The following is a 22,054-nucleotide window of genomic DNA, read 5'->3' on the forward strand; positions in this document are numbered from 1 at the left end:
CTCGATATAGGTCGCATCGGCCATTTCCGGGTCGGTCATGATGGTTGCCGGGTTGGAGTTCACCAGAATGACGCGGTAACCCTCTTCGCGCAGAGCTTTACACGCCTGGGCGCCGGAGTAGTCAAATTCACAGGCCTGGCCGATAACGATCGGGCCAGCGCCAAGGATCAGGATGCTTTTTATGTCTGTACGTTTTGGCATGGTCTTCTCGGCTCCTGATTATTTAGCGGTCTTACGGTAAAGCTCGATAAGTTCGATGAAATGATCGAACAGCGGCGCGGCATCGTGCGGGCCTGGGCTAGCTTCCGGGTGTCCCTGGAAACTGAACGCCGGTTTATCGGTACGATGAATGCCCTGCAGGGTGCCGTCGAACAGCGACTTGTGCGTCACGCGCAGGTTGGCAGGCATGGACGCCTCATCCACGGCGAAGCCGTGGTTCTGCGCGGTAATCATTACGGTATTGTTATCGATATCTTTTACCGGGTGGTTGCCGCCGTGGTGACCAAACTTCATCTTAACGGTGTTCGCACCGCTCGCCAGCGCCAGCAGCTGATGGCCGAGGCAAATGCCGAATACCGGGATATCCGTTTCCAGGAAGGATTTGATGGCGTTGATGGCGTAATCACACGGCGCCGGGTCGCCAGGGCCGTTAGAAAGGAAGATTCCGTCCGGATTCATCTTCAGCACCTCTTCAGCCGAGGTCTTCGCCGGCACCACCGTCAGGCGGCAGCCGCGGTCAACCAGCATGCGCAGGATATTGCGCTTGGCGCCAAAATCGTAGGCCACCACGTGGAACGGCAATTCGTCCTCTTTTTTCGCTTCCGGCAGGTCGTTCGCCAGCGTCCAGCTCCCCTGCGTCCAGCTGTAGGCTTCTGCGGTGGTCACTTCTTTTGCCAGATCCATGCCGTTCAGGCCCGGAAAAGCGTTGGCTTTTTCCAGCGCCAGCGCCGCATCCAGGTTATCGCCCGCGATGATGCAGCCGTTCTGAGCGCCTTTCTCGCGCAACAGACGCGTCAGCTTACGGGTATCGATATCGGCAATCGCCACGATGTTATGGCGCTTAAGGTAAGAAGAGAGGTCTTCAGTATTGCGAAAGTTGCTGGCAATCAGCGGCAGGTCACGAATGACGAGGCCTTGCGCATGGACCTGAGAGGATTCTTCATCAGCGGCGTTGGTGCCGACATTACCGATATGAGGATAAGTAAGAGTGACGATTTGGCGGGAATAGGAAGGATCAGTGAGGATTTCTTGATAACCGGTCATTGAAGTATTGAAAACGACTTCCCCAACCGCCGAACCTGTTGCCCCTATGGCCCGACCGTGAAACTGGGTTCCGTCTTCCAGAACCAATAGCGCTGACTTAATCAAAACACCCTCCAGAGAATATTCACTCACTTTATTTGCATATTAATGCATTCACATCGTGTGAATCAATGCAAATTTGCTTACCCATGGATTTCTGGCAAACGGCGGCATTCTGGAGATACAGAGGCAAAAAGTCAACTTAAAGACGGTATTTTCATTGTTATTTTACGCCACTGAACGATTACACCCTGTATAACAGGCAAAAATAGCAACCAGGGTGATGATAACAACCGCTTGCGTCGCCAGGATAATGTAAAACGAAGCGTCTGAGGTTAAAAAAGTGGACCAGATGGTCAAAATTTACATATCAACAACACAAAACCGAAGTAAAACATGTGAAAATAACAATCTAATTAGCAAATCACACCTAAAAAGACAAAATTAAAGGGCAATAAAATATTGCCCTATGCAATCAATAAATTATGACTGCGAAAACCACATCACGATGGGTAATAACTCTTACAAACTGTTGAGATCGAGCACATCACGCATATCAAAAAGACCATTTTTCTTGCCTTTTAACCACAGTGCTGAACGAACAGCACCGTTAGCAAATGTCATGCGGCTGGACGCTTTATGCGTAATCTCCACACGTTCACCGATATCGGCAAACATTGCGGTATGCTCACCGACAATGTCGCCAGCCCGAACGGTGGCAAAACCGATAGTGCCCGGTACGCGCTCGCCGGTATGGCCTTCACGGCTGTATACGGCGCAGCTTTTAAGATCTTTATTCAGCGCGCCAGCAATCGCCTCGCCCATCGCCAGCGCGGTGCCTGACGGCGCATCAACCTTGTGGCGATGATGCGCTTCGATAATTTCGATATCGGTGTAGCTTCCCATGACTTTAGCGGCCTTCTCCAGCAGCTTCAGCATCACGTTGACCCCCACGCTGAAGTTGGCGGCGAAGACAATCGCAATGTCCTGCGCTGCGCGTTGAATAGCCTGTTTACCGGCGTCGTCAAAACCGGTCGTGCCGATAACCATGCCCTTGCCGTTCGCCCGGCAGAACGCCAGGTGCGTCAGCGTCCCTTCAGGACGGGTGAAATCGATGAAAACGTCAAAATCCGCTTTCACCGCTTCCAGGCTGCTTTGTACCGTAACGCCGGTGTGGCCGATGCCAGCGAGTTCGCCCGCGTCGCTTCCCAGCAGAGATGAGCCTTCGCGCTCCAGCGCAGCGCCCAGTTGAACGCCATCCATCTGCGCTGCGGCCTGAATTAACTGACGCCCCATACGGCCGCCCGCGCCCGCTATCGCGACGCGGATTTGTGCATCATGCATATCTATTCTCTTAAGTTAACTATATGTGAATCGTTTTCAGAGTAACCAGCCCCGCCAGAGGCCGCCACTCAAAAACACCGATAATTAGAATTTAACGTGAAACAGGGATCGCTATCAGTAAAAGATATAACGATCAGCGAAAACCGCATGATTCTCTGACCACCAGCGCAGGCGGCAGAATGATCCGTTTCGGCGGCTCATCATTGCCCTGAATACGACTATAAAGCAGTTCGCCCGCCTTGCGTCCTATCTCTTTTGCCGCAACGGAAACCGTCGTCAGTGCAGGCTGTACCAGCGCCGCTTCGGTAATATCGTCAAAGCCGATGAGAGCGAAGTCACGCCCCACCTCCCTGCCAAGCTTACGCAGGGTCTGCATCACGCCCAGCGCGACGATATCCTGATAGCACACCGCCGCGGTGATCTGCGGAAATTGCCTGAACAGCGCTTCGGATACCCGTGCGCCGTCGCTCTGACTGGCCTGCGAGGTTACAATCCACTGCGGATTCGGCGACAGCCCGTGCTCCAGAAGACGGCTGGTGAAGCCGCCGATACGCTGGGAGCGGGTGCCGGAATTCTGGCTGCCGCCGATAAACGCGATGTTCCGGTGCCCCAACTTCAGCAAGTGCGACGTCGCCATTTGCGTACCGAGAAAGTTGTCGGTACCGACGAAATCAAAATCCGGGTCGGTCAACGGCCGCACCACCATAATGGCCGGGATATTGCGCCGCTTCAGGCCGTCGAAAAATGCCTGCGGGGTTTCCCGCGCCGCACACAGCACCATGCCGCAGGCATTATTGCGCAGCAGCGAGTCGACAAACTTCTGCTGACGCTCTTCTGACTCCTCGCTGTTGGCCAGAAACAGCAACATCTCATGACGCTCCATCTCATGGCTCAGGCCAGCGGTCATCTCCCCGTAAAAGGGGTTGGTAATATCGTGCAGCAGCAAACCCACCTGGTTGCTGCTGCGATTGCGCAGATTCGCCGCCGTCTGGTTATAGACATAACCGGACTCATCCAGCGCTTTTAGCACCCGTTCGCGGGTCGCCTGTGAGATGCGCCCACGGTTGCGCAGCACCATCGACACCGTTGCCGTCGATACGCCCGCCTTCTCGGCTACCTGTGCCAGCGTCACTGTCGTCATGTTTCCTCCTGTCGCTCCCACCACAGATTAATCGAATAACCGATATTTTGCATTTTTCCCTGTGAGGAACTTCACATCGCGTGGCGTGAAACGCATTTCATTGCTTTTTTGCTGGGTTAATCGCGTTAACCCCTCTTTCCATAAACGGTTAATCGATTAATCTTATTATAGCGATTACGGAGAGAAAGAATGAAACTGACCACCTACGATAAATACCCTGAAGTTTCCGTGAAGGACTACGAACATCAGGCCTGGCAAGGCTGGCAGGCCATTATTACTGCGCTAAACACCAGGCGTTCTGCTTCCGCCAAAACCGTGCTGGTCATCGACTGCTACCCGGGCGTACGTCTGAGCGAACTGGAAAATCAGCTGCTGCCTGCGGCGTAGGTCACTACGCCAAACAACAGCATCCGCTTTTGCAGCTCGTCGCGATCCTGCATGCGCGCCACATCCATCGCAATAGCGTATACCTCGTCCGGCCCTTCGCAGTGCGGGTCGCGAAGCGATGCGCGGATCTGATCGAGATGGCGAATTTCCGGCATCGGTCCTGTGACCTCATCGCCATAGCTAAACCCGAGCGGCTGGTGGTGGATGGTCATATCGAGCCCGTAAGGTTGAGGCTTCTCACCCATTTTTCACCTCCCGGACGCAGACCTGCTGGTTTTCCTCCAGCACCCGCAGCGCGAACCCACCCTGTAGCGCCGCGTAATCATGCCCGACGATAGTCGGCAAGACGGCCAGCGCGGAGAGGATATCGCTGCCGGTATTGATAAGCCGGTGCGCCGTAAACCCGGGAATAATATGCACCGAACCGGCGCCGACCGTTTCCAGCCGCGCTTTTCCGTGTTCGTCCTGCAACAGCAGCAGCCCCTGCCCGCTCAGGCCAAAATAGACTTCGCCCTGCTCGCGTCGGGCGTGGAAATGTCCGCGGGTCATGAAAAACTCGTTGCCTACTTTTCCGGGATTCAGGTGCGTTACCCCCGTCCAGAGTTCGCCCTCTCCGGCAGGAGTATCAAGCATTTCAACGGTATAAACCGGGTGTTGAGGATCGTAGCCATGCCAGCGAAAACGGCGGTCAGATCCTGAATACGTGTAGTTTTTCGAATCAGTGGCGCATGACTAAAGGCGCCACTCGCCCACGCCACCTGCGGTGACTGGATTATTTGAGAGTTCATGTTTATCTCCGGCCCGAGGAGAACAACACATTAGGCGCACCAGATTAATCGATTAACCTTGCGATGCAATGATAACTTTGCTGGGCGAGTCACACTCCGCCGTCAGGGCGCCAGCGCCAGTACCTCTAAGACCCAACGGCGGAAGCCGTCGACATCCAGCCCCAGCGCGACCTGGGCGTTGGCGTGTTGCCCAAGACGGCCTTCAATATCCACAACGGTGGCGCCCGCAGTCCAGGTTCCCTGGGTTTCAACAGCGACGAAGCACGAGCTAAGCGCGAACAGTTCCGGGCGAACCAGCCAGGCAATGGCGCAAAGATCGTGCATCCGCAGCCCGCTGCTCATGCTGCCGCTGCGGTAGTGGCTGAACAGGGAATGCAGCATTTTTCCGGTTTCGTTAAGCCGCGGCAACTGCGCCAGGTCATCGGGCGTCAGCACCGCCTGGTTTGTGACGTCCAGCCCGCACATGACGATATCAATGCCGCTTTGAAACACGCGCGCGGCGGCCTCCGGATCAATCGCAATGTTGAACTCTGCATTCGGCGTGAAATTCCCCCGTCCGGCAGAACCGCCCATGATGACCAGTCGACGAATGTTAAACATGCATTCCGGGTAGTGGGTCAACAGCAGCGCGATATTGGTCAGCGGGCCAATCGCCACCAGCGTCAACGGTTCCGGCGCGCTCATCACGGCATCGCGAAGCGCAATAAACGCCGGTTTCACTAGCGGCTGGCGGTTATGCTCGACAAAGTCATAACCCTCCATTCCCGACTCGCCATGGATGTCCGCCGCATTACGCAGCGGGCGCAGCATCGGCGCGGCGGCGCCCTGCGCCAGCGGAACATCGGCCTGCCAGAAATGGAGCAGTTGCAGTGCGTTCCGGGTGGTTTTCTCGACCGAAACGTTACCGGCAACGGTCGTGATTAACTGCAAATCCAGCTCAGGGGCAAACAGCGCAGCGGCAATCGCCGCCGCATCATCAATGCCAGGGTCAGTATCAAGTACGATCGGTAAGCGCATTTTCCCTCCTAAAAAAAATGCCAGACGGGCAGTCTGGCATCTTCTCATAACAGTGAAATGAATAACTTACTCGACTTCACGAACATCCATTCGCAGTTCTTTCGGCACTTCAAAGACGATGTTTTCTTCACGCCCTTCCAGCGGCACGGCTTCACCGCCCCCTAAATCCTGGAGACGCGCAATCACGTTCTGCACCAGAATATCCGGCGCGGACGCGCCTGCGGTCACGCCGACGCACTTCGCCTCTTTCACCCAGGCTTCCTGAATATCCGTCGCATCATCAATCAAAAACGCCGCCTTCCCCATACGCTGCGCCAGTTCGGCCAGACGGTTGGAGTTCGACGAGTTTTTGGAGCCGACGACCAGCACGACATCCGCCTGTTCCGCCAGCGCGCGCACCGCTTCCTGACGGTTGGTGGTGGCATAGCAGATATCGTCTTTACGCGGCCCGACAATCTGCGGGAAGCGCTTGCGCAGCGCGTCGATGACGTCGGACGTATCGTCCACCGAGAGCGTGGTCTGGGTCATAAACGACAGTTTGGCTTCGTTTTTGACGTTCAGCCGCCAGACGTCATCCGGCGACTCCACCAGATACATCCCCCCTTGCGGGTTGCTGTACTGGCCCATCGTGCCTTCGACCTCCGGGTGACCGGCATGGCCAATCAGAATCGACTCTTCGCCGCGACGGCTGGCGCGGGCAACCTCCATATGCACTTTGGTTACCAGCGGGCAGGTCGCGTCGAACACGGTGAGATCGCGGCCTTTGGCTTCATTACGCACCGCCTGAGACACGCCGTGCGCGGAAAAAATCAGGATGGCGCCGTCCGGCACTTCGCTGAGTTGTTCAATGAAAATCGCCCCGCGCTCGCGCAGGCTGTCCACCACGTAGCGGTTGTGCACCACTTCGTGGCGAACGTAAATTGGCGCGCCGTAGATAGCCAACGCGTTTTCAACAATGCTGATAGCGCGGTCAACGCCAGCGCAAAAACCGCGCGGGTTAGCCAACAGGATCTGCATGTTATGCCTCCAGTGCCGGATCAACTTCCAGCACGTCAATATCGAAATGAACGGTATGACCTGCCAGCGGGTGATTGAAATCGACGGTGATGGAATCGCCGTTGATTTCGCGGATCACGCCTGGCATTTCGCTGCCATCCATAGCGGTAAAGAGCATAATCGCGCCGATTTCCGGCTCGCCGGCATCCATAAACTCGCGGCGGGAAAAGTACTGGATGAGGTCCGGACTCGGCACGCCGAACGCGGCGTCAGGCTCCAGCGAGAAAACGCGCTTTTCGCCAGCCTCTAACCCCAGCAGATGCTGCTCAAGCCCTTCAGACAGAGAACCATCGCCCAGGCGAAACAACGCCGGTTTGCCGTTGTTGCGGGTCGACTCAGCAAGCGAGCCGTCATCAAGTTTCAGCGTGAAATGCACCAGAACGGCGCTGTTGCTCTGTACAGATGTAGACATGCAAATTACTCGCTTGTTTTGCCCGGCGGCGCAACGCCTGCCGGGCGAGTGTTGTTACGCCTGTCCTTTCTCGGCTGGCTTCGGTAAAAAGCCTTCCAGCACGATCAACGCCGCACCAATACAAATCGCCGTATCGGCAAGGTTGAACGTGGCAAAGTGCCAGTCACCGACGTAGAAGTCGATCATATCGACCACAAAGCCATGCCACAGCCTGTCGAACAGGTTGCCCAGCGCGCCGCCGATGATCAACGCATAGGCGATGTTATTGAGTTTCTCCGACGCTTTAGAACGGTACATCAGCACCGTTAAGATGACGCAGATACCGATTGCAATGCCCGCAAAGAACCAGCGCTGCCAGCCACCGCTGTCGGCAAGGAAGCTAAACGCCGCACCGTAGTTACGCGCATAGTGCAGATTAAGCGACGGAAACAACCCAACCGTATCCCCCAGCATGAAGTTCTGGAGGATCAGGTATTTGCTGCCCAAATCGATAATCAATACGGCTACGACGACCCACAGCCAGCGCAGCCCTGTTGAACAGACAGATTTACTCATCAGGCAAACTTACGTTGTTCGCCGTCACCGGCGATGTTACTGACACAGCGTCCGCAGATCTCTGCGTGTTCCGCCACCTGGCCGACATCAGTGGTGTAATGCCAGCAACGCGGGCATTTATCACCTTCGGCTTTGCTCAGCGCGACTTTCAGCCCTTTCAGCAGTTCGCTCTGTTGAGCGTCTGCCGTTGCGGCTGCATAATCGGCCACTGTCGCCCCGGAGGTCAACAGGACAAATCGCAATTCGTCGCCCAGCGCCGTCAGCTTCGCCGCCAGCTCAGGTTCCGCGTACAGGGTCACCGCCGCTTCCAGAGAACCGCCGACTTTCTTATCCGCACGCGCCTGCTCGATGACCTTGTTCACTTCGCCGCGCACTTTCAGCAGCTCGTCCCAGAAGGCATCGTTCATGGCTTCGGTGCTGGAGAGATCGAACAGACCTTCGTACCACTCGCCGGTAAAGACGTACTTCTCACGGTCGCCCGGCAGGTAGCCCCAGATTTCATCAGCGGTGAAGGACATGATCGGTGCCATCCAGCGCACCAGCGCTTCTGCGATGTGGTACAGCGCAGTCTGGCAGCTGCGGCGCGCCACACTGTCCGCTTTCGCGGTGTACTGACGGTCTTTGATGATGTCGAGGTAGAACGAGCCCATTTCGATGGAGCAGAAGCGCATCAGGCGCTGCACCACTTCGTGGAAATCGTAAGAGTCGTACGCGTTAACGATATCGTCCTGCGCCGCTTTCGCGCAGCCTACCGCCCAGCGATCCAGAACCACCATCTCTTCCGGTTTCATCATGTCTTTTGCCGGATCGAAACCGTTCAGGTTCGCCAGCAGGAAGCGCGCGGTGTTACGGATACGACGATAGGCATCGGCAGCGCGTTTGAGGATCTCATCGGAGACCGCCATCTCGCCGGTATAATCGGTAGACGCCACCCACAGACGCAGAATATCCGCGCCCAGTTTGTTCATCACATCCTGCGGAGAAACAGTGTTGCCGATGGATTTGGACATCTTACGGCCCTGACCATCCACGGTGAAACCGTGAGTCAGTACCTGACGGTACGGCGCTTTACCCTTCATGGCGGTGGAGATCATCAGCGATGACATGAACCAGCCGCGGTGTTGGTCAGAGCCTTCCAGATACATGTCGGCAGCGTGACCGGCGAATTCCGGGCGCACGTCAACCACAGAGGAGTGAGTAGAACCGGAGTCGAACCACACGTCCAGGGTATCCGGCACTTTCTCGTAGTTGTCAGCGTCAGCGCCCAGGATGTCGCGGGAGTCGAGATCCCACCACGCCTGGATGCCGTCGGCTTCTACGCGCTTAGCCACTTCTTCCATCAGTTCCAGGGTGTTCGGATGCAGTTCCTGCGTCTCTTTATGCACGAACAGCGACATCGGCACGCCCCAGGTACGCTGACGGGAGATACACCAGTCAGGACGGTTGGCGACCATGGATTCGATACGCGCCTGGCCCCAGTCCGGGATCCACTGCACGCCTTTGATCTCGGAAAGCGACTGCGCGCGCAGGCCTTTCTGATCCATGCTGACGAACCACTGCGGCGTCGCACGGAAGATGATCGGCGATTTGTGACGCCAGCAGCACGGATAGCTGTGCTGCATTTTCTCAACGTTCAGCAACGCACCGCTGCTGCGCAGGATGTCAACGATGATGTCGTTCGCTTTGAAGACATTGATGCCGTCCAGCGCCGGGTAAGTACCTGGCAGGTACGCGCCGTCCGGGCCGACCGGGTTAGCAATTTCCAGACCGTATTTCAGGCTGATGCTGTAGTCGTCCGGACCGTGACCACCGGCGGTATGCACCGCACCGGTACCCGCATCCAGCGTGACGTGCTCGCCGAGGATCGCCGGCACATCGAAGCCCAGGAACGGGTGTTTGAAGCGCATCAGCTCCAGCGCATCGCCTTTTACGGTGCCCAGCACGCTATAGTCGCTGATGTTCGCGCGTTTCAGCACGCTTTCCACCAGATCTTTCGCCAGGATCACCGCCTGACCATCCACCTGCACCAGCGCGTATTCAAACTCACCGGACAGGGAGATCGCGCGGTTCGCTGGCAGCGTCCACGGCGTGGTGGTCCAGATAACCAGAGAGATCGGGCCATTCACCATCGACACGCCGAATTTGGCTTTCACCGCATCCTGATCCACCGCGTGGAACGCCACGTCGATAGACGGAGAGGTTTTGTCGTAATACTCCACTTCCGCTTCCGCCAGCGCAGAGCGGCAGTCCACACACCAGTGCACCGGCTTGGCGCCTTTATGCAGGTGGCCGTTGCCGATGATTTTACCCAGCGCGCGGATAATGTTGGCTTCAGTTTTAAAGTCCATGGTCAGGTACGGGCGCGACCAGTCGCCCAGCACGCCCAGACGGATAAAGTCAGCACGCTGACCGTCAACCTGAGTGGCGGCGTATTCGCGGCATTTCGCACGGAACTCGGCGGCGGTGAACTTCTCGCCCGGCTTACCGAACTCCTGCTCCACTTTCAGCTCAATAGGCAGACCGTGGCAGTCCCAGCCCGGAACGTAAGGCGAGTCATATCCCGCGAGTCCTTTGGACTTCACGATAATGTCTTTGAGAATTTTGTTAACAGAGTGACCAATATGAATGCTGCCATTCGCATAAGGAGGGCCATCATGCAGAATGAACGTTTTCTTGCCTTTTTTGGCTGCACGAATGATGCCGTACAGGTCATCATCAGTCCAACGCGCCAGCATTCCCGGTTCGCGTTTGGCGAGATCGCCACGCATCGGGAACCCTGTTTCCGGCAAATTCAGGGTTGATTTATAGTCACTCATCAGATTCTCGGTTCCGTATTTCGGTTTGATTACATAACCGGCCTCAGGCCGGTTTTGCTAGCCCAAAAAATTCGCGGGCTGTTAACTCATCACGCGCGATTTGCGCTTTCAGTTCATCCAGCGAGGCAAATCGCTGCTCGTTGCGTATCTTTTTACGCAGTATCACATCTATATGGCGACCATAGAGGTCCATTACAACATCCAGTAAATGCACTTCCAGCTGCTGGCGCACGCCCGCCACCGTCGGACGGGTACCGATGTTGGCAACGCCGGGTAAAGGTGTGTCGCCCAGTCCTGTAACTTCTACCGCATAGACCCCTTTGACCGGGGAAACCTGACGACGCAGCGGTAAATTCGCCGTCGGGAAACCTATGGTGCGCCCGAGTTCATCACCGTGAACCACGCGCCCCGAAATCGTGAATGGATGCCCGAGCAGCGTTTGCGCAAGCCCGAGATCGTCATTTGCCAGCGCCTGGCGAATCGCGGTGCTGCTGATGCGCATTCCGCCTTCGCAGAAGGTTTGCGTGCTGGTCACGTCAAAACCAAACTCCGCGCCCGCTTTCTGTAATAACAAGAAATCCCCTTCGCGACCAGCGCCAAAGCGGAAATCATCACCGATCGCCAGATACTGAACGCCAAGGCGCTTCACCAGCAGTTCGCCGATAAACGCCTGCGCCGTGAATGCCGCAAAGCGACGGTCGAAACGAACGCACAGGACGTAATCTACACCGCTCTCGGCCAGGTAGCGCAGCTTTTCGCGCAGGCGCGTCAGCCTGGCAGGGGCCTTATCCACGGCAAAAAGCTCAAGCGGCTGCGGTTCAAAAATCATGACCACAACCGGTAAGCCCCGCTCGCGACCTTCCACATGCAAACGCTGCAGCAATGCCTGATGTCCACGATGCACGCCGTCGAAATTACCAATGGTCAATACGCACCCATGCGGCGCCTGACCAAGATTATGTATGCCGCGTATCAGCTTCATGTCTGGCTCAAAACAGTGAAAATCGTCAGAGTATACCTTGTACAGGGGGCGACGTTAACCGGCGATTGCACCTCAACGGCGAAAGATGCAAGGATTTCATCCACCTCGGTGGATAAAGCAAGAAAACTGGCCGTTTGCTGCGATTTTTGTAGCGGAAAAGCTGTATTCGGAGCGCGCTTGCTGATAGAATCCTGCGCCATCACTACGTAACGTAGCGTCGTCAAATTAACGGCGCTTATTTGCACAAATCCATTGACAAAAGAAGGCTAAAAGGGCATATTCCTCGGCCTTTGAATTGTCCATATAGAACATATTTGGGAGTTGGACCTTGGCTAATATCAAATCAGCTAAGAAGCGCGCCATTCAGTCTGAAAAGGCCCGCAAGCACAACGCTAGCCGTCGCTCTATGATGCGTACTTTCATCAAGAAAGTATACGCAGCTATCGAAGCTGGCGACAAAGCTGCTGCAGTAAACGCATTTAACGAAATGCAACCGATCGTGGACCGTCAGGCTGCTAAAGGTCTGATCCACAAAAACAAAGCTGCACGTCATAAAGCAAACCTGACTGCACAGATCAGCAAACTGGCTTAATCGCCTGTCTGTTGTCGCTTTGTAAAAAAACCCGCTTCTGCGGGTTTTTTCATGTCTTCCGTTTGCCTCTAGCCTAACGGCAAGGTGAACAGCGCGGAGTAATCGCGATTGCAGATGCGCTGCACGGCCGGATGCTGAATCATCCGCTCGGCGAAAATCGCGTGATACTCCTCCATCACGTTCTCCACCCGGCCAATCTCAACGATATGGTCATCCGCATAGAAATCGTGCGCATACAGCGTCGGCGCGACAAAAATCGCGTTATGCGCGGCGCCAAAGGCTTTCATCAGCGCGGCATCGTCAAACTCGCCCAGAATTTCGACCTGCAATCCCTGCGAGTTTATCCAGTTAAGCAGTTTGCGGCCCAGCATCGAACGACGACCCGGAATCAGCAGGCGGCGTTCCTCCAGACAGGCGGGAAACGGTTTCTGCGGCAGCGGCGCCATACACCAGAAGCTGACGCCGCACTCGCCGATCTTGACCGAAAACAGCCCTTCCTGCTGCGTGGAGTCGATGGGACAGTCGGAGATAATCATATCGAGCTTGTGCTGGCTGAGTTGTTCAAGCAGCATCTCGTGCGTTGACTCAAAGCAGCGCAAATGGATTTGCTCATCCTCGACGACGGCCGCGTCCAGCACACCGCTCACCAGACGTTTTGATAACGCATCCGCAACCCCGACATCAAACAGCAGGTTGGACTCTTTGCGATAGTTGATGATATCGAGCATTTCCTGGCTCAGGGTGAACATCTTATCGGCGTAGCGGAACACCAACTCGCCAAGCTCGCTTGGCTCAAGCCCTCGTCCCTTACGCTTAAAAAGCTTTCCCTGCAGCCGCTCTTCCAGGGCTTTAATTTGCCCGGTAATCGTCTGCGGCGTCAGGTACAGCGCTTCTGCAGCGCCCACGACCGACCCCTCTTTGTAGACGTGCCAGAAGTAATACAGGTGATTGTAATTAATATGCGACATGCACTTCTCTCCCTGAGTCTTTGCAAAAATGGCCGCCTGTCGGCGACCATTCGTATCCTGTTATTCAGCGTAAGCGGAACCGCTATTCCGTGACCGGAGTAAACTATACCCGGTAACCGCAGCCAGAAGCGAGCCTATCAGAATACCCAGTTTAGCCCATGTAATAAGCTGCGGGTCCATGTCGCCAAACGCCAGCGTTGAGATGAAAATCGACATGGTAAACCCGATGCCGCAGAGCACGCTGACGGCGAAAATCTGCCTGCCGGTCGTATCCTGAGGAAGCGTCGCCAGCTTCAACCGTACGGCCAGCCAGCAGAACAGGCCAATGCCTAACGGCTTACCGATAAACAGCCCGGCGATAATGCCCAGCGGCAGCAGCGACGTCAGACTTTCCAGCGTGACGCCCGCAAGCGACACCCCCGCATTAGCGAAAGCGAACAGCGGCAGAATCAAAAACGCCACCCACGGATGCAGCACGTGTTCAAGCTCACCGGCCGGGGAATGCCCCTCTTTCTCTTTCAGCGGAATAAAGAAGCCAACGATAACGCCCGCAAGCGTTGCGTGAACGCCCGACTTCAGCACCGCGGTCCACAATATCGCGCCCACCAGGATATACACCCCGGTCCGACGCACATTGCACAGGTTGAGCAGAGCCAGCACGGCAATCGCCACGCCCGCCACGCCCAGCGACAGAACCGACAAATCGCTGGTGTAAAACAGCGCAATGATAATAATGGCGCCCAAATCGTCGATGATAGCCAGCGCCATCAGGAAGATTTTCAGCGTCAGCGGCACGCGGTTACCCAGCAGCGCCAGCACCCCGAGGGCGAAGGCGATATCGGTCGCCGCCGGGATGGCCCATCCCTGGCGCGTAATCGGATCCTGGTAGTTGAACGCCAGATAAAGAAGCGCCGGTACGACCATCCCGCCGATGGCGGCGATCACCGGAAATGCGGCCTGCTGGCGGGACGCCAGCGAACCCAGCACCAGTTCGCGCTTCACCTCAAGGCCAACCAGCAGGAAAAACACCGCCATGAGCGCATCGTTAATCCACAGCAGCATGTTCTTGTTGATCTCAAGCGGCCCGACCTTGAGCTGCACCGGCGTAGAAAGAAATGCCTGGTACAGGTGGCTGGTGAGTCCTGAGTTGGCCAGCAGCATCGCCAGCGCCGCGGCGATGATGAGAACGATGCCCCCGGAAGCGTCGCCGTTAAAGAAGCGTTGCAGATGTTTCACTTTTACTCTCTCTATTCATCTTATTATTCGATTAAACCATATTAACCCCAATAAACACTCGTTAAAATAAGGTTATTTAGCCATTAACACTCGATTTTAACGAATTATTCCGATCGCATAAAAAAAACCCGGGACGAGCCCGGGCTTTTGCGGTTACGGCGGATAAGCACCCTTAGCGGGTCAAATCATCAAAGAATTTTTTCACGCCGTCGAAAAAGCTTTTTGAACGCGGGCTGTTTTTCTCCCCCGTTGGGCCGCCAAAACTTTCCTGCAGCTCTTTTAGCAGCTGCTTCTGTTTCTCGTTCAGGCCAACCGGCGTTTCCACCACCACGCGGCACAGCAGGTCGCCCTGCGCGCCGCCACGGACGGATTTTACCCCTTTGCCGCGCATGCGGAACAGCTTGCCGGTCTGGGTTTCGCCAGGCACTTTCAGATTCACGCGACCGTCGAGGGTCGGCACTTCGATTTCGCCGCCCAGCGCCGCCATGGCGAAGTTGATCGGCACTTCGCAATACAGGTTATTGCCTTCACGCTCGAAGATGGCGTGCTGCTTCACCTGGACCTGAACGTACAGATCGCCTGCCGGCGCGCCGTGCTCGCCCGCTTCGCCTTCGCCGGCCAGACGAATGCGATCGCCGGTATCCACGCCCGCCGGGATTTTAACCGACAGGGTTTTGGTCTTCTCGACGCGACCGTGACCGTGACACTTATTGCACGGATCTTTAATCAGCGTACCGCGGCCCTGACAGTGCGGACAGGTCTGCTGTACGGCAAAAAAGCCCTGACGCATCTGCACCTGGCCGGAACCGTGACAGGTCGGACAGGTCTGCGGCTGGGTTCCGGATTTTGCGCCGCTGCCGTGGCAAACGTCGCACTCTTCCAGCGTCGGAATGCGGATCTCTTTGGTGACGCCACGAACGGCCTCTTCCAGGGTAAGATCCATGTTATAGCGCAAATCGGCGCCGCGTGCCGCGCGCTGACGCCCGCGTCCACCGCCAAAGATATCGCCAAACACGTCGCCAAAGATATCGCTGAAGTCCGCGCCGCCGCCGCCAAATCCGCCGCCGCCCATGCCGCCTTGTTCAAACGCGGCGTGGCCGTACTGATCGTAGGCCGCGCGCTTTTGCGCATCGGTCAGGATCTCATAGGCTTCCTTGATCTCTTTGAACTTGGCTTCGGCCTCTTTGTCACCCTGATTGCGGTCCGGGTGGAACTTCATCGCCAGGCGCTTGTAAGCCTTTTTGATTTCACGCTCTTCCGCTGTTTTGGAAACGCCCAAAATCTCGTAATAGTCTTTCTTCGCCATCTCTTTTAATAGCCCTTAACATGCGAGCACGGGCGTAGAGGTAAAAACCCCGACGCCCGTGCCAGTCTAATTACCCTGCATCAGGGCGATTATTTTTTATCTTTGACTTCTTCGAACTCCGCGTCGACAACATCGTCGTCTTTCGCGTTGTTCGCGGAAGCATCAGCGCCGCCCGCCTGCTGCTGGGCATGCTGCTGTTGAGCAATTTCCAGCAGTTTCTGGGAAGCCTGCGCCAGCGCCTGCATTTTCGCTTCGATATCCGCTTTGTCTTCGCCTTTCAAAGACGCTTCCAGCGCGGTCAGCGCAGACTCGATCGCGGTTTTGTCGTCAGCCGGCAGTTTATCGCCTGCTTCTTCAACCTGCTTGCGAGTGCTGTGCAGCAGATGGTCGCCCTGGTTGCGGGTCTGCACCAACTCTTCGAACTTACGGTCAGACTCAGCGTTTGCTTCCGCTTCGCGAACCATTTTCTGGATCTCTTCTTCGTTCAGACCAGAAGAGGCCTTGATGGTTATCTTCTGCTCTTTACCGCTGTTTTTGTCTTTCGCGGACACGTGCAGGATACCGTCAGCGTCGATATCGAAGGTCACTTCGATCTGCGGCATGCCGCGCGGTGCCGGGCTGATACCATCCAGGTTGAACTGACCCAGAGATTTGTTATCGCCAGAACGTTTACGCTCACCCTGCAGCACATGGATGGTTACCGCAGACTGGTTGTCTTCAGCGGTAGAGAACACCTGGCTGTGCTTGGTCGGGATGGTGGTGTTTTTGTTGATGAGCGCCGTCATCACACCGCCCATGGTTTCGATACCCAGAGACAGCGGGGTCACGTCCAGCAGCAGAACGTCCTTCACATCACCGGTCAGTACGCCGCCCTGAACCGCAGCGCCGATAGCGACCGCTTCGTCCGGGTTCACGTCTTTACGCGGTTCTTTACCGAAGAACTCGGCCACTTTCTTCTGCACCATCGGCATACGGGTCTGGCCGCCGACCAGGATCACGTCCTGAACGTCAGAAACAGACAGACCAGCGTCCTGCAGAGCGACTTTCAGCGGCTCGATGGAACGGTTCACCAGGTCTTCAACCAGGCTTTCCAGTTTCGCGCGAGTCACTTTAATATTCATGTGTTTCGGACCGGTTGCGTCTGCGGTGATGTACGGCAGGTTCACGTCGGTCTGCTGAGCGGAAGACAGTTCGATCTTCGCTTTCTCAGCGGCTTCTTTCAGGCGCTGCATCGCCAGCGGGTCGTTACGCAGGTCGATGCCCTGATCTTTCTTGAACTCGTCAACGAGGTAGTTGATCAGACGCGTATCGAAGTCTTCGCCGCCCAGGTGGGTATCACCATTGGTTGCCAGAACTTCGAAGGTTTTCTCGCCGTCAACTTCATCGATTTCGATAATAGAGATATCGAAGGTACCGCCACCGAGGTCATAGACCGCGATAGTACGGTTGCCGACTTCTTTGTCCAGACCGTAAGCCAGCGCAGCGGCTGTCGGTTCGTTGATGATACGTTTGACTTCCAGACCGGCGATACGGCCAGCGTCTTTGGTTGCCTGACGCTGAGCATCGTTGAAGTATGCCGGTACGGTGATAACGGCTTCAGTTACCGGCTCACCCAGGTAATCCTCAGCGGTTTTCTTCATTTTTTTCAGCACTTCGGCAGAGATCTGCGGCGGTGCCATTTTCTGACCTTTAACGTCCAGCCAGGCGTCGCCGTTATCCGCGCCTATAATTTTGTACGGCATAATGGATACATCGCGCTGAACTTCTTCGTCCTTGAAGCGGCGGCCAATCAGGCGTTTGATCGCAAACAGGGTGTTTTGCGGGTTTGTCACTGCCTGACGTTTAGCCGGCTGACCAACCAGAGTTTCACCATCCTGGGTATAAGCAATGATAGAAGGCGTGGTGCGATCGCCCTCGGCATTCTCCAGCACACGTGCAGTAGTGCCATCCATAATCGCTACACAAGAGTTGGTAGTACCCAGGTCGATACCAATAATTTTACCCATCTAAACGTCTCCACTAAAAATTCGTCATCATGTGGTTGTGAACCTGTAATAAGGGCGAAACGTGCGGTTTCAAGCTCCCTGAATCGTTTTTTTCCAGGCTCACCACTGCGGTTGGTTACAAGATGGGGTCGCAATAACGCCCATCAAGGGGCAGGGCAAAAAAAATTTTGCTCTTTTTTCGCTAAGCCTCTAAATCCCCAGCCGCGTCAAGCCAGGCAGATGTGTAAAAAATGTCTATTCTCCCTGCTTTGATCATAGACAGCCTAATTTGTCACGATTATGATTCCGCGCCCCGCCATTTCTAAGCGGCTGTGGGAAACATATTTAACCCTTTAAATGATGATTTTGAGGAATTATGGGCAACACTACGTTGGCTAATCCGGCTCCGCTGGGCTTAATGGGCTTCGGCATGACGACTATCCTGCTGAACCTGCATAACATCGGGCTGTTCCCGCTTGATGGCATTATCCTGGCGATGGGTATTTTTTACGGCGGTATCGCACAGATCTTTGCAGGCCTGCTGGAATACAAGAAAGGCAATACCTTCGGTGTCACCGCCTTTACCTCTTATGGTTCTTTCTGGCTGACGCTGGTCGCTATCCTCCTGATGCCGAAAATGGGCCTGGCAGACGCGGCAAATCCGCACTTCCTGGGCGTCTACCTGGGCCTGTGGGGCGTCTTCACGCTGTTTATGTTCTTCGGCACGCTGAAGGGTAACCGCGCGCTGCAGTTCGTCTTCCTGAGCCTGACCGTCCTGTTCGCCCTGCTGGCGATAGGTCATCTGGCGGATAGCGAAGGCATCGTACACGTTGCAGGCTGGATCGGTCTGGTTTGCGGCGCCAGCGCTATTTACCTGGCAATGGGTGAAGTGCTGAACGAGCAGTTTGGCCGCACCGTGCTGCCGATTGGTGAAAAACACTAAGCGTTTTTTCTTTCGTGCCCGCCCGCGGGCACGAATTTTCTGTCTCTTCCCTGCCGTCTGCTTCCCTGGCATCACGCCGTTATTTGTTCCTGCGTCTTAATCAGTCCCTGCGTTTTATGCAGCCACAACCCCAGCAACAACCCGACCAGCGACAAAGCCGCGACGTACCAGGCGGGCGCCATCGGCGAGACGCTCATCAGCAGCGTCACCGCAATCGGCGTCAACCCGCCGAAAATGGCATAGGAGACGTTATAGGAGAAGGAGATGCCGGTAAAACGCACCGCCGCCGGAAACGCCCGCACCATCACATACGGCACGGCCCCCACCACACCGACGCACAGCCCGACCAGGCCATACAAAGGGAACAGGTATTCAGGATACGCACCGACAAGATGGTAGAAAGCCCAGCTTGAGGCCGCCAGCAGCAGGCTGCCGATGATAAACGTCCGGCTGGCGCCGTATTTATCCGCCGCCATCCCGGCAATCAGGCAGCCAAAACACAGCATGATCGTTGCGATGCTGTTGGCCTGCAGCGTCAGCGCTGGCGGTAAGCCATACTGCTTTTGCAGCCATACCGGCGACATCAGGATCACGACCACAATGCCCGCAGACAGCAGCCAGGTCAGCAGCATCGACACCACTACGGCACGCTGATGCTTAAGCACAACCGCTTTCACCGGCAGCTCCTGCGCCAGCGCTTTGCGTTGCTGCATTTCGAGGAACACCGGCGTTTCCTGCAGCCAGCGGCGCAGGTACATGGCCAGCAGGCCAAACGCGCCGCCCAACAGGAACGGAATACGCCAGCCGCCGTCGTGAATCGCCTGCGGTGTCAGGCTGGTATTGATAAGCGTCGCCACCACCGAGCCGAGCAGAATGCCCACCGTTAGCCCCGCCGTCAGCGTACCGCAGGCAATACCGACCCGCCGCGCAGGCACATGCTCCGCCACGAAGACCCAGGCGCCAGGCACTTCGCCGCCGATGGCGGCCCCCTGGAGAATACGCATCAGTAGCAGCAGCAGCGGCGCCGCAAGACCGACAGAGGCGTACACCGGCAGCAGCCCCATTGCCAGCGTCGGTACCGCCATCAACAGAATACTCAGGGTAAACATCTTCTTACGGCCCACAAGATCGCCAAAGTGGGCCATGATAATGCCGCCAAGCGGGCGCGCCAGATAGCCCGCGGCGAAGATGCCGAACGTCTGCACCTGGCGCAGCCATTCCGGAATATCCGCCGGGAAGAAAAGCTCGCCGACGACCGCGGCGAAGAAGACGAAGATGATGAAATCATAAAACTCCAGCGCGCCGCCTAATGCCGCGAGCGTCAGCGTTTTATAATCCTGTCGGTTCAGAGGTCGGGAAGAGTGTGACATAACGGATCGCTTGTTTTGTTTTGTTTGGTTTACATGCATCGTAAAGAAAAAATTACCATACCGTAAATCACGCCACAAACGACCGGAAAAACAGGTTATGTCACAAATCCGCCATCTTCAGGAGATTGTCTCGCGGCGTGCGCTTTTCGGACGAAAAGCCGCTACCACCTGCGGATCGGTTTCGAGGTACGGCCCCTCCAGCAACTGTACACAATAAGGTACACTTGCGAAGATACCGTGAACCACTACGTTACCCTCCGCGTCCTTAACGCCCTCCAGCGTTTCCTGGATAGATTTCGGCTGACCAGGCAGGTTAAGGATCAGCGCCTGTTTACGAATAACCCCCACCTGGCGGGACAAAATCGCCGTCGGCACAAAGTGCAGGCTTATCTGACGCATCTGCTCGCCAAACCCCGGCATCTCGCGATCGGCAACGGCCAGCGTCGCATCCGGCGTCACGTCACGGCGCGCAGGCCCGGTACCGCCGGTCGTCAGCACCAGGTGGCAGCTCATTTCATCCACCAGCTCGCAAAGGGTTTGCTCAATGACGGGCTGTTCGTCGGGGATCAGGCGGGTCTCAAGGACAAAAGGCGTCGTCAGCGCGCGCGACAGCCATGCTTCAAGCGCCGGGATCCCTTTATCCTGATAAACACCACTGGATGCGCGGTCAGAAATGGACACTAAGCCGATACGTAATGTGTTCATATGAATTCCGTTTAAGAGATGCAGTTAAACAGAATGATACACTGCGGGAGAGATGACAGACAGTTTTCGAAGGGGGTAGCGTGACCGGAGACCCGGCCACGCCGAATGATTACAGCAGTTCGCCGATCATTTTTTCCAGTTTTTCCTGGTCGATAGCAAACTTACGGATACCTTCCGCCAGCTTGTCTACCGCCATCGGGTCCTGGTTGTGCTGCCACAGGAACTGGGACTCGGTGATGCGTTCCGGACGCGCTTTCACTTCACCGGTGTAAACCAGTTTACGCTCAATGGCGCCCTGCGCTTCAGACAGCTCTTTGAGCAGCGCTGGCGCGATAGTCAGACGATCGCAACCTGCCAGCTCGAGAATTTCGCCGACGTTACGGAAGCTTGCGCCCATCACGACGGTCTCGTAGCCGTGCTCTTTGTAGTAGCTGTAGATTTCAGAAACGGAAACCACGCCCGGATCTTCAGAGGCCGCGTATTCTTTCTTGTCGGTATTGGTTTTGTACCAGTCGAGGATACGGCCCACGAACGGAGAAATCAGGAACACGCCCGCTTCCGCGCAAGCACGCGCCTGAGCGAAGGAGAACAGCAGCGTCAGGTTACAGTTGATGCCTTCTTTTTCCAGCTGCTCGGCAGCACGGATGCCCTGCCAGGTGGAGGCCAGCTTGATAAGGATGCGATCGTTGCTGATACCCGCATCGTTATACAGCTTGATCAGGCGCTTCGCTTTGGCAATGGAGCCTTCGGTATCGTAGGACAGACGTGCGTCAACTTCAGTAGAAATACGGCCCGGGATCAGCTTGAGGATTTCCAGACCAATGTTCACCGCCAGCTTATCAGTCGCGTCAACCACCTGCTGAGCACGGGAGCTGCTCTGGCTACGCGCCCATGCAATAGCGTCATCAATCAGCTTACGGTATTCAGGAATCTGGGCAGCACCCAGGATCAGTGAAGGGTTGGTTGTCGCATCCTGAGGCTGATACAGCTTCATTGCTGCAATGTCTCCGGTGTCAGCCACTACGGTTGTGTACTGACGCAGGGAGGTCAATTTATCCGTCATGATAGTGTTTCTCTTTAAACAGCTGTTAGGGGGATGTAACCGGTCTGCCACGATAATATCACGCCCCAGTGCCAGCGCAACCGCAG

The 22,054-nt window shown here is 56.0% G+C and carries 19 protein-coding genes and 4 pseudogenes; 3 read left to right on the plus strand and 20 right to left on the minus strand.

The window, feature by feature from the left end; genetic code table 11:
* The 4 genes from JO226_RS14420 to JO226_RS14435 all read right to left on the minus strand — a co-directional run.
* Nucleotides 1-201: hypothetical protein (locus JO226_RS14420; protein ID WP_188009639.1), on the minus strand; the 201-nt coding region annotated here is incomplete at its 3' end.
* 18 nt (nucleotides 202-219) lie between these two features.
* The gene (carA, locus tag JO226_RS14425) at nucleotides 220-1,368 is read right to left on the minus strand and encodes a glutamine-hydrolyzing carbamoyl-phosphate synthase small subunit (protein ID WP_293600642.1); all 1,149 of its coding nucleotides are present in this window, start codon (nucleotides 1,366-1,368) and stop codon (nucleotides 220-222) included.
* A gap of 456 nt (nucleotides 1,369-1,824) precedes the next feature.
* Nucleotides 1,825-2,646, minus strand: a complete 822-nt coding sequence (gene dapB, locus JO226_RS14430; protein WP_293600644.1) for a 4-hydroxy-tetrahydrodipicolinate reductase — start codon at nucleotides 2,644-2,646, stop codon at nucleotides 1,825-1,827.
* Between the two features lie 133 nt (nucleotides 2,647-2,779).
* Nucleotides 2,780-3,787, minus strand: coding sequence for a LacI family DNA-binding transcriptional regulator (locus tag JO226_RS14435; protein WP_293600646.1), 1,008 nt, complete (start codon nucleotides 3,785-3,787; stop codon nucleotides 2,780-2,782).
* A gap of 189 nt (nucleotides 3,788-3,976) precedes the next feature.
* Here JO226_RS14435 and JO226_RS14440 point away from each other — a divergent pair.
* A pseudogene (locus JO226_RS14440) lies at nucleotides 3,977-4,162 on the plus strand (mannose-6-phosphate isomerase); the annotation flags it as partial.
* Here the strand turns inward: JO226_RS14440 and JO226_RS14445 are convergent.
* From JO226_RS14445 to JO226_RS14485, 9 genes and pseudogenes are all read right to left on the minus strand, one after another.
* Nucleotides 4,162-4,419, minus strand: a pseudogene (locus tag JO226_RS14445) (glucose-6-phosphate isomerase); the annotation flags it as partial. The pseudogenes JO226_RS14440 and JO226_RS14445 overlap by 1 nt on opposite strands.
* A pseudogene (locus tag JO226_RS14450) lies at nucleotides 4,412-4,962 on the minus strand (glucose-6-phosphate isomerase family protein). The pseudogenes JO226_RS14445 and JO226_RS14450, both read right to left, overlap by 8 nt.
* A 102-nt stretch (nucleotides 4,963-5,064) precedes the next feature.
* Nucleotides 5,065-5,979 carry a ribonucleoside hydrolase RihC gene (rihC, locus tag JO226_RS14455; RefSeq protein WP_293600648.1) on the minus strand — a complete coding sequence of 305 codons (915 nt, stop codon included), beginning with the start codon at nucleotides 5,977-5,979 and terminating at the stop codon, nucleotides 5,065-5,067.
* Nucleotides 5,980-6,045: 66 nt separating this feature from the next.
* A complete protein-coding gene (gene ispH / locus JO226_RS14460; protein ID WP_293600650.1) occupies nucleotides 6,046-6,996 on the minus strand; it encodes a 4-hydroxy-3-methylbut-2-enyl diphosphate reductase in 951 nt (316 codons plus the stop codon).
* Nucleotide 6,997: 1 nt separating this feature from the next.
* Nucleotides 6,998-7,447: an FKBP-type peptidyl-prolyl cis-trans isomerase gene (fkpB, locus tag JO226_RS14465; protein WP_293600652.1), complete on the minus strand. Its 450-nt coding sequence runs from the start codon at nucleotides 7,445-7,447 to the stop codon at nucleotides 6,998-7,000.
* Nucleotides 7,448-7,501: 54 nt separating this feature from the next.
* Nucleotides 7,502-8,002 (minus strand): signal peptidase II, encoded by a 501-nt coding sequence (lspA, locus tag JO226_RS14470; RefSeq protein ID WP_293600654.1) that lies wholly within the window; start codon nucleotides 8,000-8,002, stop codon nucleotides 7,502-7,504.
* Nucleotides 8,002-10,818 (minus strand): isoleucine--tRNA ligase, encoded by a 2,817-nt coding sequence (gene ileS / locus JO226_RS14475; RefSeq protein WP_293600656.1) that lies wholly within the window; start codon nucleotides 10,816-10,818, stop codon nucleotides 8,002-8,004. Before ileS ends, lspA begins: the two co-directional genes overlap by 1 nt.
* A gap of 43 nt (nucleotides 10,819-10,861) precedes the next feature.
* Nucleotides 10,862-11,800: a bifunctional riboflavin kinase/FAD synthetase gene (ribF, locus tag JO226_RS14480; RefSeq protein ID WP_293600658.1), complete on the minus strand. Its 939-nt coding sequence runs from the start codon at nucleotides 11,798-11,800 to the stop codon at nucleotides 10,862-10,864.
* A gap of 123 nt (nucleotides 11,801-11,923) precedes the next feature.
* A pseudogene (locus JO226_RS14485) lies at nucleotides 11,924-12,013 on the minus strand (DUF2575 domain-containing protein); the annotation flags it as partial.
* 115 nt (nucleotides 12,014-12,128) lie between these two features.
* On the opposite strand from JO226_RS14485, the gene rpsT reads away from it, so the two are divergent.
* Nucleotides 12,129-12,392 carry a 30S ribosomal protein S20 gene (rpsT, locus tag JO226_RS14490; RefSeq protein ID WP_293600660.1) on the plus strand — a complete coding sequence of 88 codons (264 nt, stop codon included), beginning with the start codon at nucleotides 12,129-12,131 and terminating at the stop codon, nucleotides 12,390-12,392.
* Between the two features lie 68 nt (nucleotides 12,393-12,460).
* Here rpsT and nhaR read toward each other — a convergent pair whose 3' ends face one another.
* From nhaR to dnaK, 4 genes are all read right to left on the minus strand, one after another.
* Nucleotides 12,461-13,360, minus strand: a complete 900-nt coding sequence (gene nhaR / locus JO226_RS14495) for a transcriptional activator NhaR (protein WP_293600662.1) — start codon at nucleotides 13,358-13,360, stop codon at nucleotides 12,461-12,463.
* Between the two features lie 60 nt (nucleotides 13,361-13,420).
* Nucleotides 13,421-14,596 (minus strand): Na+/H+ antiporter NhaA, encoded by a 1,176-nt coding sequence (gene nhaA, locus JO226_RS14500; protein ID WP_293600664.1) that lies wholly within the window; start codon nucleotides 14,594-14,596, stop codon nucleotides 13,421-13,423.
* A 172-nt stretch (nucleotides 14,597-14,768) separates the two neighbouring features.
* Nucleotides 14,769-15,902 (minus strand): molecular chaperone DnaJ, encoded by a 1,134-nt coding sequence (gene dnaJ, locus JO226_RS14505; RefSeq protein WP_293600666.1) that lies wholly within the window; start codon nucleotides 15,900-15,902, stop codon nucleotides 14,769-14,771.
* An 89-nt stretch (nucleotides 15,903-15,991) separates the two neighbouring features.
* Nucleotides 15,992-17,908 (minus strand): molecular chaperone DnaK, encoded by a 1,917-nt coding sequence (gene dnaK, locus JO226_RS14510; protein WP_293600668.1) that lies wholly within the window; start codon nucleotides 17,906-17,908, stop codon nucleotides 15,992-15,994.
* A 355-nt stretch (nucleotides 17,909-18,263) separates the two neighbouring features.
* Between dnaK and satP the strand changes: the two genes are divergently transcribed.
* Entirely contained in the window at nucleotides 18,264-18,830 is a 567-nt protein-coding gene (satP, locus tag JO226_RS14515) for an acetate uptake transporter (protein ID WP_293600670.1), read from the plus strand.
* Between the two features lie 71 nt (nucleotides 18,831-18,901).
* Here satP and JO226_RS14520 read toward each other — a convergent pair whose 3' ends face one another.
* The 3 genes from JO226_RS14520 to tal all read right to left on the minus strand — a co-directional run bounded on the left by JO226_RS14520 (nucleotide 18,902) and on the right by tal (nucleotide 21,968).
* The gene (locus JO226_RS14520; RefSeq protein WP_293600672.1) at nucleotides 18,902-20,200 is read right to left on the minus strand and encodes an MFS transporter; all 1,299 of its coding nucleotides are present in this window, start codon (nucleotides 20,198-20,200) and stop codon (nucleotides 18,902-18,904) included.
* 117 nt (nucleotides 20,201-20,317) lie between these two features.
* A complete protein-coding gene (gene mog / locus JO226_RS14525; RefSeq protein WP_293600673.1) occupies nucleotides 20,318-20,905 on the minus strand; it encodes a molybdopterin adenylyltransferase in 588 nt (195 codons plus the stop codon).
* A 109-nt stretch (nucleotides 20,906-21,014) separates the two neighbouring features.
* Nucleotides 21,015-21,968: a transaldolase gene (gene tal / locus JO226_RS14530; RefSeq protein WP_293600675.1), complete on the minus strand. Its 954-nt coding sequence runs from the start codon at nucleotides 21,966-21,968 to the stop codon at nucleotides 21,015-21,017.
* Nucleotides 21,969-22,054 lie beyond the last annotated feature (86 nt).

Origin of the sequence: Pluralibacter sp., from assembly GCF_019237635.1 — a bacterium.
GTDB lineage: Bacteria > Pseudomonadota > Gammaproteobacteria > Enterobacterales > Enterobacteriaceae > Enterobacter_B.

Excerpts from the sequence above, each read along its gene's own strand:
- satP (WP_293600670.1), top strand. The coding sequence starts at position 18,264 with ATGGGCAACACTACGTTGGCTAATCCGGCTCCGCTGGGCTTAATGGGC.
- ileS (WP_293600656.1), bottom strand. The coding sequence starts at position 10,818 with ATGAGTGACTATAAATCAACCCTGAATTTGCCGGAAACAGGGTTCCCG.
- JO226_RS14435 (WP_293600646.1), bottom strand. The coding sequence starts at position 3,787 with ATGACGACAGTGACGCTGGCACAGGTAGCCGAGAAGGCGGGCGTATCG.
- ispH (WP_293600650.1), bottom strand. The coding sequence starts at position 6,996 with ATGCAGATCCTGTTGGCTAACCCGCGCGGTTTTTGCGCTGGCGTTGAC.
- tal (WP_293600675.1), bottom strand. The coding sequence starts at position 21,968 with ATGACGGATAAATTGACCTCCCTGCGTCAGTACACAACCGTAGTGGCT.
- dnaK (WP_293600668.1), bottom strand. The coding sequence starts at position 17,908 with ATGGGTAAAATTATTGGTATCGACCTGGGTACTACCAACTCTTGTGTA.
- dnaJ (WP_293600666.1), bottom strand. The coding sequence starts at position 15,902 with ATGGCGAAGAAAGACTATTACGAGATTTTGGGCGTTTCCAAAACAGCG.
- ribF (WP_293600658.1), bottom strand. The coding sequence starts at position 11,800 with ATGAAGCTGATACGCGGCATACATAATCTTGGTCAGGCGCCGCATGGG.
- rihC (WP_293600648.1), bottom strand. The coding sequence starts at position 5,979 with ATGCGCTTACCGATCGTACTTGATACTGACCCTGGCATTGATGATGCG.
- lspA (WP_293600654.1), bottom strand. The coding sequence starts at position 8,002 with ATGAGTAAATCTGTCTGTTCAACAGGGCTGCGCTGGCTGTGGGTCGTC.
- fkpB (WP_293600652.1), bottom strand. The coding sequence starts at position 7,447 with ATGTCTACATCTGTACAGAGCAACAGCGCCGTTCTGGTGCATTTCACG.
- JO226_RS14520 (WP_293600672.1), bottom strand. The coding sequence starts at position 20,200 with ATGTCACACTCTTCCCGACCTCTGAACCGACAGGATTATAAAACGCTG.
- mog (WP_293600673.1), bottom strand. The coding sequence starts at position 20,905 with ATGAACACATTACGTATCGGCTTAGTGTCCATTTCTGACCGCGCATCC.
- dapB (WP_293600644.1), bottom strand. The coding sequence starts at position 2,646 with ATGCATGATGCACAAATCCGCGTCGCGATAGCGGGCGCGGGCGGCCGT.
- nhaR (WP_293600662.1), bottom strand. The coding sequence starts at position 13,360 with ATGTCGCATATTAATTACAATCACCTGTATTACTTCTGGCACGTCTAC.